The organism is Vibrio sp. 3-2(1) (genome assembly GCF_963887575.1).
Taxonomy (GTDB): Bacteria; Pseudomonadota; Gammaproteobacteria; order Enterobacterales; family Vibrionaceae; genus Vibrio; species Vibrio anguillarum.
The window spans coordinates 54,556-69,280 of record NZ_CAWPGB010000064.1 but is presented as its reverse complement, the minus strand read 5'-3'; the positions used below and the strand labels follow the sequence as shown (position 1 = coordinate 69,280).

The following is a 14,725-nucleotide window of genomic DNA, read 5'->3' as shown; positions in this document are numbered from 1 at the left end:
ATTCTACTGAGAATCGCTCTTCGCGCCGATGAGCGAAGAGCGTGAGATGCAAATTATGTATGACATCCTGATCAAAAATGCCCAACAAGCGGGTGGGTGTAGTATCGATATCGCCCTTCAGGGCAACAAAATAGCGGCGGTGGGCGATCTTGCTGGTTCATTGGCAAAACAGACCGTCGATTTAGATCATGACGTTTTTGTCAGTGCCGGTTGGATTGACGGCCACACTCACTGCTATCCGAACTCGCCTATTTATAACGACCACCCCGATAACGTTGGGGTGTCCGGTGGCGTGACGACTGTCATTGATGCGGGCAGCACAGGCGCAAACGATGTGGATGATTTTGCGCAGCTTGCAGCGCAATGCACAACCCATGTGCACGCACTACTTAACATCTCGAAAATTGGCTTGTTGCGCCAAAATGAACTGGCCGATGCTAACGACATTGATCTGGATAGTGCAAAGCAAGCACTGCTTCGTCATCCCGAATTTATTGTCGGCTTAAAAGCACGCATGAGCGGTAGTGTTGTCGGCCACAATGGCTTAATGCCACTTCATGCAGCCAAAGCATTACAACAGCAATGCGGCTGCGTTCCATTGATGGTGCACGTCGGTAATGCACCGCCAGATTTGGATGAGATTGTCGCTCTGCTGGGCAAAGGCGATATTCTCACTCACTGCTTTAATGGCAAGCCTAACCGCATTCTTGATTGTTATGGGGAGATAAAAAGCAGCGTTCAGCAGGCCAGAGCTCGAGGCATGAAACTTGATATCGGCCACGGCAGCGCCAGTTTCAGTTTTGAGGTGGCTGAGCAGGCCATCGCACAAGGGATTTTGCCCGATACGATCAGTTCTGACATTTACTGTAAGAACCGGCTCAATGGCCCGGTTTACGGTCTTGCCCACCTGATGTCGATGTTTTTTACACTCGGATTATCCCATGAGCAGATCATTGAGCGCGTGACGAGTCAAGCAGCGCAAGCACTTCGCCTAGCGAAAAAGGGGCACTTAATCGCAGGCTATGATGCCGATTTAACGCTCTACACAATCAATAAAGCGTCGGTTAACTACACCGATACTCATCACCAACATCGAACTGGACAACAGAGATTTACGCCTCTTGCTGCCATTATTGACGGCAAGCTTGTATTGACTGAACAAGGACAACAGCATTATGTCTTCCATTCTTGAAAAATATCACTTGAAACAAGTGATCAACGCATCTGGCCGTATGACAGCTCTTGGTGTTTCTACTCCGCAACCCGAAGTGGAACAGACTGTCTGTTTTGGGATGAACAACTACTTTGAAATGAGCGATTTGGTGAACAAAACTGGCCAATATATTGCTCGTTTGCTGCAAGTTGAAAATGCAGTCGTCGTCTCATGCGCTTCAGCGGGAATTGCACAGAGTATCGCGGCAGTCATTGTGCGTGGTAACCCTTATCTGCTTGAGCATCTGCATGCAAAAACGCACTCGATCGCAACGGATATTGTGATCCCCAAAGGGCATAACGTCAATTATGGTGCCCCGGTTGGCAGCATGGTAAATCTTGGCGGCGGTAACCTGATTGAGGCCGGTTGGGCTAATGAATGCAGCGCAGAACAATTAGCCGCGGCAATCACCCCCAATACCGCCGCCATTCTCTACATTAAATCGCACCATTGCGTGCAAAAAAGCATGTTAACCGTGGCACAAGCGGCCAAAGTGGCTCAAGACCACCAGCTTCCGTTGATTGTTGATGCAGCAGCAGAAGAGGATCTACAACTCTATTATCAGCAAGGGGCTGATCTGGTTATCTACAGTGGTGCGAAAGCGATTGAAGGCCCAACCAGCGGTTTAGTGATTGGGAAACATCAATATGTGGAATGGGTTAAGCAGCAATCTGCAGGGATTGGCCGTGCGATGAAAGTCGGTAAAGAAGGCATTTTAGGCCTAACGCATGCCATTGAGCTGTACTTAAGCCGCCAACAAGAAACCGGCCAACAAATGGTGGATAAAATGACGCCATTTATCGAGGGGTTAAACCGTATGGAAGGGATAAGCGCGCGCGTGGTTTGGGACAGTGCAGGCCGAGATATCGCACGTGCAGAAGTGCGTTTTGATGCCAAACAATTTGGTATCAGCGCTAATGAAGCCGTCACACGCCTCCAAAATGGTAACCCAGCGATTTACTGCCGCGCTTACAAATCCAATGAAGGTTCGGTGGAATTTGATGTCCGCAGTGTTTCATCTCATCAACTTGAACTTATTCTTAGCGCCATGAACCAACTGAATCAGGAGTCATTAGAATGTCTTTAAGCCCTAATTTTTACGCTGACCGTGTATGTCTCAATGTGCTGGCGGGCTCTCATCATAATGCGATTGAAGTCTACCAAGCCGCACAAGGCCATGTGTTGGTTGGTATGCTCTCGAAAGATTACCCAGATACGGCAAGCGCTGCAGCTGATATGAAGGCGTGCGCTGAAAAAATCGAGAATGCTTTATCGATTGGCCTTGGCGCAGGGGATCCGAAACAATCGGATATGGTGACGGCTTTAGCCGGAATACTACAACCTCAGCATGTCAATCAAGTCTTTACTGGTGTCGGGGCTACGCGTCAAGCTCTAGGTCAACATCACACTATCGTGAATGGTTTGATTTCACCATCAGGCACTGTTGGCTTGGTTAAAATCTCAACTGGCCCGAAAAGTTCCGGCATGGAAGAAGCGGTTGTTCCCGTTGATACGGCGATTGCCATGTTGCAAGATATGGGCTGCAGCTCGGTCAAATTCTTCCCAATGCAGGGGCTAAAATGCAAAGCTGAGTACCAAGAAGTTGCCAACGCCTGTGCTCGTCACCACTTTTGGTTAGAGCCTACTGGTGGTATTGATTTGGACAACTTTGAAGAGATTTTACGCATCGCACTCGATGCGGGTGTCGAAAAAGTCATTCCACACATTTACAGCTCAATCATCGATGAGAAAACCGGACAGACTCGCCCCGAGGATGTGAAAACCCTGCTGGCCATGACTCAAAAACAACTGGCACATTCATAACACCGACGCCGGAGCATGTGCTCCGGCATAACAAAGCGTTGGCTATCTATTGCCTTTTAGTGCATTTTACCTTTTAGATAGCGCTGTTCATGCTGGAATGGGAATCGATGATGTACAAGCTACCGCACCCTCGCCTAATTCATTTGTTGGATGCTGTATCCGCCTCGCCTTTGACTCAGGACGAACTTGCGCAACGGCTTAATGTTTCGACACGAACCATACGCACCGATGTCGCGCTGCTCAATAATGTGATGGTCAATCATGGCGCGCATCTTCTCCACCAGCGCGGTTCCGGTTACCAACTCAATATTTACAACCCGTCAACTTTCGAGCATTTTTTGTCGAGGGTGCAAAATGCAGAAACGATTCCAAGGACCAGTAAAGAGCGCATCATTCAGATTCAAGTACTGCTATTAACGGCAGAACAAGGCGTAAAAATTGACGAATTGGCCGAGACATGGAATCTAAGCCGCACCGTTATTCAAAATGATATGGCCGATGTACGCAGCCAACTCGCCACGTTTGGTTTATCGATTGAAAGTAAACCTCGTTTGGGCATGCTGATCCAAGGCCCAGAAATGGCGATTCGCTCCCGTTTAACACAGCTTATCTACATCGAACAAAAAGAGACAAAACAAGCTCTGGGCTTTATTAGTACGATTTTCCCTGAAAAATCTCAGCAAATTTTTGCAGCGCGCTTTCGTGAAGTATTGAGCAACCATGCACTCTATATCAATGATATTGGGCTGCGTTGGTTAACCCTTTATGCTGCCGTCACACTGCACAGGCTCGCGTGTGGCAAAGAGCTTACCGAATTTTCTAAAAACGATGTTCATGAAACGACGCTACCGATTGCCAAAGCGTTATTTTCTGCGCTACCGATGCTGCTACCCGCCAATAACCATGAAATTGCCGCCTTAGCGATTCACATTCAAGCGAGAATTGCGACGAATCAAGCACTCCTTAGCCAGGGTGTACAGCATGAAGCCGATGATCTAGTCACTCACATCTTTGATTATATCTATCAAAATTACCCTTACGATGTGCGTGACGATGCGCTATTACGCCGCGATCTTCACAACCACGTCTGCCATATGATCATTCGTGTCAAACATCATGTCGCCACAATTAACCCATTGGCCGAGCATATCAAACAGCACTACCCACTCGCTTACAGTATTACCTTATCGGCCATCGCAGACTGGATCAGAGAGACGGGTTACTGCATGACACAGCACGAAATAGGCTATCTTGTGATTCACATTGGTGTGGGGCTTGAACGTAATTACCATTTAGGTCACCGTACACCCAAAGCGCTCCTGTATTGCGACGCCGGTAATGCCGCAACACTTGGGCTAGAAGCGATCATCCGCCGCCAGTATCCGCAATTGGATATGAAAACAGTTTATTCCCCTGAACAGTTGATCACCGCTGATGCCACGCAAGCGGACCTCATTATTACCACCATGCCCTTAGCCAATAGAGAGATTCAGAGCTTTGTGGTTGACCCCTTCCCTACCCAACATCAATTGGAAGAACTGGGCAAACAAGTGTTGGTTGATCGCACGCACTCTTATCTTTTGGATAAGTATTTTTCCAAGGCTCAATTTCTCTATCTTGATGACGTCATTGAGCAATCACACCTCTTTGAGCAGGTTTGCTCGCATCTTGAATCAACGGAGTTGGTAGAGGAAGGATACCGAGCTTCACTGCAAGAGCGAGAGAGTTTGGTTTCAACCATGATGGGCGAATACATTGCTCTACCACACTCGATTGAACTCTTTGCTAAACGTTCGATGGTTTACACCGTCGCTGCACCGCGTGGAATTGAATGGGGTAATGGTGAAAAAGCCTATCTGATCTTTTTCCTCGCCTTAAGTAAATGTGACTATGAAGAGGCGATGGGGCTGTATGATCTTTTCCAAGTGCTGATTAATAAAAAATTAGGTAAAAGTCTGTCGCAATGCGAAACCTTTAAGCACTTCAAAACACTGGCGCACTTGGAATTACAATAAAATATATCGCTGTGTGATGCTTCCTAGATGCCCTCTATTTTTTAGATACCGTCTGTTTTTAGGTTCCGTCTGTTTTTAGAAACACTCGTTTTTTAGGGACCAGTCTTTTATAAACAAGCCGTTTAGAGAGAAAACCGAGGCACAACAAGGCCCTCGCTAAGAGGGCCTTAATATCAAGATTACTGAGTGAAGAGGGTTTACAACACGTCGAAGCGATCGGCGTTCATGACTTTGGTCCAAGCAGCGACAAAGTCTTTGACGAACTTCTCTTTGTTATCGTCCTGCGCGTAAATTTCAGCGTATGAGCGCAAAATGGAGTTTGAGCCAAACACCAAATCAACACGAGTCGCTGTCCATTTTGTTTTACCGCTCTTACGCTCAACCATATCGTAAGAGTTACGGCCTGTTGGCTTCCAAGTGTAATTCATGTCGGTGAGGTTAACGAAGAAATCGTTAGTCAACGCCCCAACACGGTCTGTCAATACACCATGTTGACTGCCGCCATAGTTTGTACCGAGCACTCGCAATCCACCAATCAATACGGTCATTTCTGGGGCGGTCAGGCGCAATAGTTGCGCTTTATCTAACAGCATCTCTTCTGGGTTAACCACGTAATGTTTCTTTTGCCAGTTACGGAAACCATCCGCCAGTGGCTCAAGCACATCAAACGATTCCACATCCGTTTGTTCAAGCGTTGCATCACCACGTCCGGTAGTAAAAGGCACAGTAATATTAACGCCTGCCGCTTTGGCCGCTTGTTCAACACCGACGTTACCCGCCAAAACAATGGTATCGGCGATGCTAATACCCGCATCAGCAGCAATTTTATCCAGAACAGCCAACACTTTGCTGAGTCTTTCTGGCTCATTACCTTGCCAATCTTTTTGAGGAGCCAAGCGAATGCGCGCACCGTTAGCGCCACCACGTTTATCGGAACCACGGAAAGTACGAGCACTATCCCATGCGGTGCTGACCATCTCACTGATGCTTAAGCCGCTGGCCGCTATTTTTGCTTTTACTGCATCCACATCATAATCTTTACGACCTGCGGGGATGGGATCTTGCCAAATGAGATCTTCTGCCGGAACATCAGGGCCAAAGTAACGCGCTTTAGGCCCCATATCACGGTGAGTAAGCTTAAACCAAGCACGAGCAAACACTTCAGAGAAATACGCTGGGTCTTTGTAGAAACGCTCTGAGATCTTGCGATATTCAGGATCCATCTTCAGCGCCATATCGGCATCGGTCATCATGGGGTTATAACGAATGCTTGGGTCTTCCACATCAACCGGTTTATCTTCCTCTTTGATGTTGATTGGCTCCCACTGCCACGCGCCAGCAGGGCTCTTCGTCAGTTGCCATTCGTAGGTAAACAACAGGTGGAAGAAGCCGTTATCCCACTGGGTTGGGTGCGTAGTCCATGCACCTTCAATACCACTGGTGACGGTATTACGGCCAATGCCGCGACTGGCATGGTTATTCCAACCCAAGCCTTGTTCATGCAAGTCCGCCCCTTCAGGATCTGGCCCTAAGTTCGCAGCGCTACCATTACCATGCGCTTTACCCACCGTATGCCCACCCGCTGTCAGCGCAACGGTTTCTTCATCATTCATTGCCATGCGCTCAAAAGTGACGCGCATGTCATGTGCGGTTTTAAGCGGGTCTGGATTACCGTCAACGCCTTCAGGGTTTACATAAATCAGGCCCATCATCACGGCAGCAAGCGGGTTTTCTAGATCGCGCTGACCGGAATAGCGGCTATTTTCTCCGCCACTTGGCGCTAGCCACTCTTTTTCTGAGCCCCAATAAGTGTCTTTTTCGGGGTGCCAAATATCTTCACGACCAAAAGCGAAACCAAAGGTTTTAAGCCCCATGGATTCATAAGCCATATTACCCGCCAAGATCATCAGATCCGCCCAACTGATTTTGTTGCCGTATTTTTGTTTGATTGGCCACAATAAGCGACGAGCTTTATCTAAATTGGCGTTATCAGGCCACGAGTTAAGCGGAGCAAAACGCTGGTTGCCAGAGCCCGCGCCACCGCGACCATCTGCAATTCGGTAAGTCCCAGCGGAGTGCCATGCCATGCGGATCATCAAACCGCCGTAATGCCCCCAGTCGGCAGGCCACCACTCTTGGCTATCGGTCATTAGTGCTTTGAGATCTTTTTTCAAGGCATCAACATCCAATGTTTTTAGCGCATCGCGGTAATTAAAATCCGCACCCATTGGGTTGGTTTTCACGTCGTGCTGGTGAAGAATGTCAAGATTCAGTGCTTTTGGCCACCAATCCATATTGGATAGTTCAGCAGAAGTTACTCCGCCGTGCATGACAGGGCATTTACCGCCCGAATTCATACCTTTATTCTCCATTGCGTTCTCCTTGCTTCGCATTAACTGCGGCTATTTAAGTGTGCTTGATTTATTCTAAAAACACTCAGCACGGTCGATATTGGCTGAACATTCACTGTATTAAATTCAAATGCAACAAAACTTAGAACAACATCATGTATATACAATAACAACGAGAGGTGATGAGCCTGCGGTCACGACTTGTTCGAAAAACCTTTTTCTTCAAAACCTTGCCACGATTATTGTTTCTGCTGCGTTCTGTACAGACTAGACAAGATGAGCATTAAACACTAATTCACTGTGGCTATTAATTTGATAGGCATCCTCTAACGCAATACGGCTAAGTTCACCCCTAAAGTCTCTCCTAACCACAGAACTTGCCCCTGAGAATGGTCATACCTATCGTCTCCAGAAACCGGATGGATCAACACGCTAAGACCTTCCCGATGTTCATCTAGCCACTCAATAAATCCGTGGCTATTGTCAGCAAGGTGTACTTCAAACATCGGCTTTAAGTGCGGGCCAACAAGCCTTGGTACTAAGCCAAACATGGCTTGTACATCATGTCGTTGTTGGGCAATTTTTTGTTGTACGCGTTGTGCTTTCGCTTGCTCTGCGAGATCAAAATAAACATGGGCATGAAACATAAAATAACTCCTCTTGATTTTTAAGCAGTGTACTACGCCAAAAGAGCATAGAAACCACAACAAATTTGCTGATGATTTTCAGCTAATTTGAAGGTACTAACCACAACGTATTCTATTTTAAGAGCCAAGAAATGGGCATTATCACACGATGACGTTGATTCAAACGAAGAACCAGCGTATTAAATAACCTCAAACTTTCGATGGTGGATACCCGCTTTGCAACCTATCAATCAACTGCTCCTCTCAATGCAGCCGTTATTGGAACAGTACGGCTACCTAGCACTGATCATCAGCATCTTTTTCGAAGGGATTGGCATTCCGATGCCCGGCCAATCGCTCATGATTGCCGCGTCCATTTTGTCATCCAATGGCGTAATGAATTTCTCTCTTGTTATGATTGTATCGTGGCTAAGCTGCTTTATTGGTAATAGTTGCGGCTATCTGCTCGGCTATTATTTTGAGGGTTGGTTGGATAAAAAAGGCTATATTTCAGGGGCTAAATTTCAAAAACTGCAAAGCGCTATTCAAAAATACGGCCCGATTTGCTTAATCATCAGTCGCTTTGTTGAGGGGATGAAACAATTCATGCCATTAGCCTGCGGAGTGGCGAAAATGCCCATCAGAGTATTTTTACTGGGTAACGTGCTTGCCACCACAGTTTGGGTCGCGGTCTTTGGTTTACTCACCCATTTTGCGTTTGTACATCTTCACCAAATCAGCCACTTTTATTCTGCTTACCGCTATTGGATCTGGGCAATGGCCGCTATCACTTTTATCGTTATGATTTATGCAGTATTGAAACATAGACACACTCAGCGCTGATAGCGACCTGTCTCTGACTTCATTTACCACCCCTTCTGTCATCACCACATAAAAATAAGTGTAGGGGCTAGTGATTGTGTTTCCACTCAATTTGAGGTTTGATGTTGCCATTATGTGAACATTTACACCAACTCTGAATGTGCTCAGAGAACACACTAGGGTGATTTAAGGAGACAACATGGACGTGATCGTCTTAGGCAGCGGCGTCATCGGGCTAACCAGCGCATGGTATTTATCACAAGCGGGCCACCGAGTAACGGTGGTGGATCGCCAATCACAAGGTGCAAAAGAGACCAGTTTTGCTAACGCAGGGCAAATATCTTACGGCTACTCTTCCCCTTGGGCTGCACCCGGCATCCCACAAAAAGCATTAAAGTGGCTGTTTGAAGAGCATGCACCGTTGAAAATAAAACCGTCTATCGACCCACAGCTGTTGGCGTGGATGGGTAAAATGTTATTGAACTGCCAACAGGATCGTTACAACATCAATAAAGCCCGAATGCTGGCGATTGCCAATTACAGCCGCGTTTGTTTGGCTGACCTGAATCAGCAACATAACCTGCAATATCAAGGCCGTCGGCTTGGAACGTTGCAAGTATTTCGCAGCGAAAAACAGCTACAAGCGATACAAAAGGACATCAAACTACTCGAGCAAAGTGGGATTCGTTATCAGCTTCTTGATGTCGATGGGTGCATTAAGCAAGAGCCGGGGCTTGCTCTTGTACGCGATAAATTGCGAGGTGGTTTGTACCTCCCCGACGATGAAACCGGGGATTGCTATCTGTTTTGCCAACAATTAACAGAGCTCGCGAAAAGCCGTGGGGTGCAATTTCTGTTTGATACACAAATAAAAACATTAACCACTGATGGCAAAAAGATCACCGCTGTCCAAACCGATAAAGGTGAGCTAAAAGCAGACAAATATGTCGTCGCACTCGGCAGTTACTCTACCGCTTTACTGGCGACATTGGGTATCTCCATTCCTGTTTATCCAGTGAAAGGGTACTCACTAACGCTGCCGATTGTCGACGCCGAATTGTCCCCACGTTCAACGGTAATGGACGAAACATATAAAGTGGCCATCACTCGTTTTGAGGATCGAATTCGTGTCGCGGGCACGGCAGAGTTAGCCGGGTTTGATCCTGCCTTGCCTGATGCGCGCAAAGCAACCATTGCAAAAGTCGTGACCGATCTCTTTCCTCAAGGCGGTGATTTAGCACAAGCTGAATTCTGGACAGGCTTTAGACCAATGACGCCTGACGGGACCCCGATTATAGGCTCCACTCCATTTGAAAACCTCTACACCAATACCGGACATGGAACCTTAGGGTGGACGATGGCTTGCGGATCTGGACAGCTTCTTGCCGACATTGTCAGTGAGCAAACTTGTGCTTTGCCAATTCATGAGTTGAATCTCTCTCGCTACCTCATCAACTAGTCACAATAGAAAATGCTTATTATTAGCTAAACCTTAGTGGAAAGTTATTATGCATAATGATTCACCCGAGAGGATTTAATTTCCAACCTTTCGGGTGACCAACCCATATGCGCTGAAATTTTAGCCAATTCTAATTAACCCACCTATTATTTAACATTTCATTAGCATTTTGTGTTCCTCATCACGCTAACGATTATTCACAGACAAATAAATTAACATCTAAGTTACAAAAAGATTAATATGTTGCCCACAAAGCAAACACAACACTCACCAAAACTACTAAAACAGGGAAATGCATATGCAGTCATTTGTTGATTTTCTGAATGGAATAATCTGGAGCCCGGCGCTAATTTATTTATGCCTTGGTGCGGGTTTATTCTACTCAATTGTGACCCGATTCGTTCAGGTCCGTCACTTTTTTGAAATGTGGCGACTTCTTCTTTCCGGAAAAAGCTCAACCAAAGGGATATCCTCTTTCCAAGCTTTGGCCGTTTCACTATCGGGACGCGTCGGTACGGGTAACATTGCAGGCGTAGCCGCGGCAATTGGTTTTGGTGGCCCTGGTGCTATTTTCTGGATGTGGGTAGTGGCCTTTTTTGGTGCCGCGACTGCTTATGCTGAGTCAACTCTGGCACAGATTTATAAAGAAGAAGATGAAGGTGAATTCCGTGGTGGTCCCGCTTATTACATCGAAAAAGCGATGGGACAAAAATGGTATGCATGGATCTTCGCCATTTCCACCATCTTTGCTTGTGGTGTACTTTTACCTGGCGTGCAATCCAACAGCATTGGTAATGCCGTAGAAGCGGCTTTTGGGGCAGGCCCAATCATTGAAACCACTATCGGTAGCTTCACTTTTGCTAAGATTTTTACTGGTACCGTAGTGTCAATTATTTTAGCTTTCATCATCTTTGGTGGTGTTAAGCGTATCGCTAACTTCACACAGGTCGTGGTGCCATTTATGGCTTTGGCCTATGTCATTACTGCGTTTGTTATCATCCTGCTTAACATCAGTGAAGTACCACGTATTTTTGCCATGATCATTGGTGATGCGTTCACACCAATGGCAGGTATTGGTGCTGCGATTGGTTGGGGGGTAAAACGAGGTGTTTACTCAAACGAAGCAGGCCAAGGTACTGGACCGCACGCTGCGGCTGCCGCGAGTGTTGATCACCCAGCGCAGCAAGGTTTAGTGCAAGCATTTTCTATCTACATTGATACTTTGCTGGTCTGTTCCGCAACCGCGTTCATGATTCTGATCACTGGTGCTTATAACGTACACGGCGGCGCAGAAGGTGCATTTTTAGTACAGAACATCGCGGCGGATATTAGTGCCAATGGCCCAGTATTTACCCAAATGGCGATTGAGAGCGCACTACCGGGCGTGGGTAAACCTTTTGTTGCATTTGCTCTGTTCTTCTTCGCCTTCACCACGATTTTGGCATACTACTACATTGCTGAAACGAACATTGCTTACATTCGCCGCACCTTTAAAGTCGATGGCCTGATGTTCCTTCTTAAAGTAGTGATCATCGCAACGGTATTCTACGGCACAGTGAGAACCGCGAACCTTGCTTGGGCAATGGGTGATGTGGGCGTGGGTTTGATGGCGTGGCTAAACATAGTCGGGATTTTGACCATCTTCTTTATGGCTAAACCAGCTATTGCAGCACTCAAAGATTATGAAGAGCAACAAAAACAAGGTGTCGATGAGTATCTTTTCAACCCAGTAAAACTCGGCATTAAGAATGCGACATATTGGGAAGGAAAATATAAACGCAAAACGGGACAAGAACCAACCGTAGAAGAGAGCTCCGTGGGTGTTGAACAACCATCATCCTAACGGATTAGCTAAACTCATCAGCAAAAAGCATTCAAGGTAAACGCAAAAAGGGTTAGCAAACGCTAACCCTTTTTCTTTTTCATCAACCCGTATTAGGCTGCGATTTCTTGTGTCGTCAACTTTTCGACAACAGCGTTTTGCGCTTTCTTTTCACCAATCGGCAAAATAACACGGCCGTATTCGTTATTCAGAACTTGAGCCATTGCAAAATAAATCGCACTTGCGCCACAGAAGATACCTTCAAAGCCGGCAATCGTGCCGATAAGCTCGCTACCAGTGAAATCACGCGCCGCTAGCAAAGCAAATAGAATGGTCAGTGAGCCGAATACCACTTGTTTAGCTCGTGGGTAGCACAATGAACCGATAAACATGAAACCAGTGAAAATACCCCACAACGCTAAGTACCAACCCATAAAATGAGCAGGGCTTGCTGGTAGTCCCATGTATGGCATGACAATCAGTCCAACCAATGTGAGCCAAAATAGACCGTAAGAGGTAAACGCTGTGGTGCCAAAAGTGTCACCACGTTTGAAACACATGATACCCACGATGACTTGACTTAAGCCGCCGTAGAAAATACCCATCGCCAAAATCATAGAGTCGATAGGGAAAAAGCCTGCGTTATGGATATTAAGCAGGATAGTCGTCATGCCAAAACCCATTAGGCCTAGCGGCGCTGGATTGGCCAATTTAGTAGACATTCGCGAGTACCTTAAAAAATGTTGATAAAAATTACGCGCGGATTTTAGTGGAGTAGCACACAAAATGGAAAGAACGTTAACGAAAACTAAGATTGTAAATTTAACCACTTGATTGTTCAAAAAGAGAGCAGAGCAACCGAATTCGATCGTGCTGCTCTCCTTTTGCTAAATGTCACTCTTTATTGACAGTTTATTTCATCCCAAAACCAGTTACTTTGCGTGGGTGATTCCCATACTCCGGGGTTGTTTTTAGCTATAAAACACTTTCCATTATGCGTAATTTTATCGCCATTTTTTGCAACAGTACCCCCTGCAACCCAGCTTGAAAAATCACTGCTTGGTGGCGTAGGCTCTGGCGTGACGGGCGGTTCTGGCTCATTGACCACTGGTGGTGGCTCAACAGGGTCAGGTGTTGTGGGCGCTGTTGGTTCACCCGTAATAAGCTTCCAAGGATCACCTTGAGTGGGTTCATTACCTTGTGACCACCACTTAGCTTCATAAGTAGCGCCTTTATAGCTCACCTTATCGCCCGTGTTATATACCTTTGTTGCTTCCCAGCCGACGATGCCATCCACTGGTGGCTCTGGTGGCGTACCGGGATCAATCGCATCCACAACACGCACTTGGGGCCAGCTAGAATGTGAACCATAAAAGTTAGTCACACATTTTTCGTAATCACCAGCAACAAGGGCTGAATACGCGGTTTGGAAACCAACCAGTTCACATTCAAACGAGTAGCCACCTGGGCGATCAGAGTAATATTTCCAATTACCATCCCAGTTGGTATACAGCACATCCGTCGCACCGTTCAAATTTAAGCTACCGTAAGGCGTTTGCTGCCAACAGGTATTCTTTTCATCTGACTCAATCGGTATTTGATAATGATCCGCTAGCCCTTCCCAGTAGCGAATGCGATTAACCGGTTGACCCTTATCTTTGTTCTGTTCACCGCACTCAATGCCGCCATTGATAACGTTAATTGTGGTGCCAAAACCATAGCCAATACCAGCATCGCTTTCACGTTGCGAAGGTGTCCATGTACGGTCAATTACGTGCAACATTGCCGGTTTCGGTGCTTGAGGAGTTAAGAAGAACCAAATCGCTGAGGCTAAATTCAACCAAGAATCCGCTACTAACCCGGGGTTATTGAGCAGTACTTTGGCATCACCATCAAACATCACTTCAGAAAAAGCGCCATAGTTGAAATGGTAAGAGAGCTGCTTCGCGCCACGACCAAAATAACCTTGCCCGGCGGCGCACGGCCAACGAGCATTTTGCCAATCATTTTGGCCACAACCGGTTGTGTAGCCACTTTGCCCTTCAGACCAACCCATTTCACGCACATGAACTAATGCTTGCTGCCATTCTTCAAGCCTATTCGGATTATCAGATACGTTGTCTTTCGCAATGTGACCACCCGTTTCTTGTGAGAAATGAGCAAAAGCCGTCACAATGGATTTTTTACAAATTGCGTCAGAATCTCGGCCATCCGTATATTCGCCACAAAATGCGGGGAATTTGCCAATTGCCCGTAAGAAGCGTGTGTAGGTGTATTCGGGAGCCGCCATTTGAGTTAAGAAATCCCACTCGTACTGTGGAAAGACTCGTTCAACACGCTTAACGTTTTCAGGGTTAGAACTTAACCCCGGCACTATTGCTTCAACAATCGCATTCGAACGCGTTTCTAGTGCTTTCGACCAGATGGCATACATAGGATCCGCTGTTTTGGCTTTTTCTGCCGCTTGTAGCTCTACTTTAGAGACAATATAACCCGCGGAATTTTCAGGGTCAGGTAAGATATTTAACGCGTAACTGTTTGCGGCTAAGACACTGCTAATCAGCACGGCTAAATGCTTTGTTTTCAACATATC

Annotated in this window: 11 protein-coding genes; 7 read left to right on the top strand and 4 right to left on the bottom strand. The window is 46.6% G+C overall.

The window, feature by feature from the left end:
• Positions 1-28: 28 nt before the first annotated feature.
• From AACQ79_RS16820 to AACQ79_RS16805, 4 genes are all read left to right on the top strand, one after another.
• The gene (locus AACQ79_RS16820; protein WP_212756403.1) at positions 29-1,192 is read left to right on the top strand and encodes an amidohydrolase/deacetylase family metallohydrolase; all 1,164 of its coding nucleotides are present in this window, start codon (positions 29-31) and stop codon (positions 1,190-1,192) included.
• Positions 1,176-2,300, top strand: coding sequence for a DgaE family pyridoxal phosphate-dependent ammonia lyase (locus AACQ79_RS16815; RefSeq protein WP_170899423.1), 1,125 nt, complete (start codon positions 1,176-1,178; stop codon positions 2,298-2,300). Before AACQ79_RS16820 ends, AACQ79_RS16815 begins: the two co-directional genes overlap by 17 nt.
• Entirely contained in the window at positions 2,291-3,037 is a 747-nt protein-coding gene (dagF, locus tag AACQ79_RS16810) for a 2-dehydro-3-deoxy-phosphogluconate aldolase (RefSeq protein ID WP_170899422.1), read from the top strand. Before AACQ79_RS16815 ends, dagF begins: the two co-directional genes overlap by 10 nt.
• A gap of 89 nt (positions 3,038-3,126) precedes the next feature.
• Positions 3,127-5,052: a BglG family transcription antiterminator gene (locus tag AACQ79_RS16805; RefSeq protein ID WP_249339211.1), complete on the top strand. Its 1,926-nt coding sequence runs from the start codon at positions 3,127-3,129 to the stop codon at positions 5,050-5,052.
• Between the two features lie 197 nt (positions 5,053-5,249).
• On the opposite strand, the gene katG is transcribed toward AACQ79_RS16805, so the two are convergent.
• Both katG and AACQ79_RS16795 read right to left on the bottom strand, forming a co-directional pair.
• The gene (gene katG / locus AACQ79_RS16800) at positions 5,250-7,424 is read right to left on the bottom strand and encodes a catalase/peroxidase HPI (RefSeq protein WP_017047941.1); all 2,175 of its coding nucleotides are present in this window, start codon (positions 7,422-7,424) and stop codon (positions 5,250-5,252) included.
• Positions 7,425-7,729: 305 nt separating this feature from the next.
• Positions 7,730-8,050, bottom strand: coding sequence for a DOPA 4,5-dioxygenase family protein (locus AACQ79_RS16795; RefSeq protein WP_064624564.1), 321 nt, complete (start codon positions 8,048-8,050; stop codon positions 7,730-7,732).
• Positions 8,051-8,266: 216 nt separating this feature from the next.
• On the opposite strand from AACQ79_RS16795, the gene AACQ79_RS16790 reads away from it, so the two are divergent.
• The 3 genes from AACQ79_RS16790 to AACQ79_RS16780 all read left to right on the top strand — a co-directional run bounded on the left by AACQ79_RS16790 (position 8,267) and on the right by AACQ79_RS16780 (position 12,153).
• Positions 8,267-8,872, top strand: coding sequence for a DedA family protein (locus AACQ79_RS16790; protein WP_170889406.1), 606 nt, complete (start codon positions 8,267-8,269; stop codon positions 8,870-8,872).
• Positions 8,873-9,050: 178 nt separating this feature from the next.
• Positions 9,051-10,310: a D-amino acid dehydrogenase gene (locus AACQ79_RS16785; protein ID WP_017043181.1), complete on the top strand. Its 1,260-nt coding sequence runs from the start codon at positions 9,051-9,053 to the stop codon at positions 10,308-10,310.
• Positions 10,311-10,608: 298 nt separating this feature from the next.
• Positions 10,609-12,153: an alanine/glycine:cation symporter family protein gene (locus AACQ79_RS16780; protein ID WP_170899421.1), complete on the top strand. Its 1,545-nt coding sequence runs from the start codon at positions 10,609-10,611 to the stop codon at positions 12,151-12,153.
• Positions 12,154-12,245: 92 nt separating this feature from the next.
• On the opposite strand, the gene AACQ79_RS16775 is transcribed toward AACQ79_RS16780, so the two are convergent.
• Together AACQ79_RS16775 and AACQ79_RS16770 are read right to left on the bottom strand one after the other, a co-directional pair.
• Positions 12,246-12,854: an acetate uptake transporter gene (locus tag AACQ79_RS16775; protein WP_010320388.1), complete on the bottom strand. Its 609-nt coding sequence runs from the start codon at positions 12,852-12,854 to the stop codon at positions 12,246-12,248.
• Between the two features lie 179 nt (positions 12,855-13,033).
• The gene (locus tag AACQ79_RS16770) at positions 13,034-14,722 is read right to left on the bottom strand and encodes a chitinase (protein ID WP_170899420.1); all 1,689 of its coding nucleotides are present in this window, start codon (positions 14,720-14,722) and stop codon (positions 13,034-13,036) included.
• Between the last annotated feature and the right edge of the window lie 3 nt (positions 14,723-14,725).

What these genes read in the sequence shown, in the direction of transcription:
- AACQ79_RS16770 (WP_170899420.1), bottom strand. Translation starts at nt 14,722, where the DNA reads ATGTTGAAAACAAAGCATTTAGCCGTGCTGATTAGCAGTGTCTTAGCC.
- AACQ79_RS16820 (WP_212756403.1), top strand. Translation starts at nt 29, where the DNA reads ATGAGCGAAGAGCGTGAGATGCAAATTATGTATGACATCCTGATCAAA.
- AACQ79_RS16785 (WP_017043181.1), top strand. Translation starts at nt 9,051, where the DNA reads ATGGACGTGATCGTCTTAGGCAGCGGCGTCATCGGGCTAACCAGCGCA.
- dagF (WP_170899422.1), top strand. Translation starts at nt 2,291, where the DNA reads ATGTCTTTAAGCCCTAATTTTTACGCTGACCGTGTATGTCTCAATGTG.
- AACQ79_RS16805 (WP_249339211.1), top strand. Translation starts at nt 3,127, where the DNA reads ATGCTGGAATGGGAATCGATGATGTACAAGCTACCGCACCCTCGCCTA.
- AACQ79_RS16780 (WP_170899421.1), top strand. Translation starts at nt 10,609, where the DNA reads ATGCAGTCATTTGTTGATTTTCTGAATGGAATAATCTGGAGCCCGGCG.
- AACQ79_RS16815 (WP_170899423.1), top strand. Translation starts at nt 1,176, where the DNA reads ATGTCTTCCATTCTTGAAAAATATCACTTGAAACAAGTGATCAACGCA.
- katG (WP_017047941.1), bottom strand. Translation starts at nt 7,424, where the DNA reads ATGGAGAATAAAGGTATGAATTCGGGCGGTAAATGCCCTGTCATGCAC.
- AACQ79_RS16795 (WP_064624564.1), bottom strand. Translation starts at nt 8,050, where the DNA reads ATGTTTCATGCCCATGTTTATTTTGATCTCGCAGAGCAAGCGAAAGCA.
- AACQ79_RS16775 (WP_010320388.1), bottom strand. Translation starts at nt 12,854, where the DNA reads ATGTCTACTAAATTGGCCAATCCAGCGCCGCTAGGCCTAATGGGTTTT.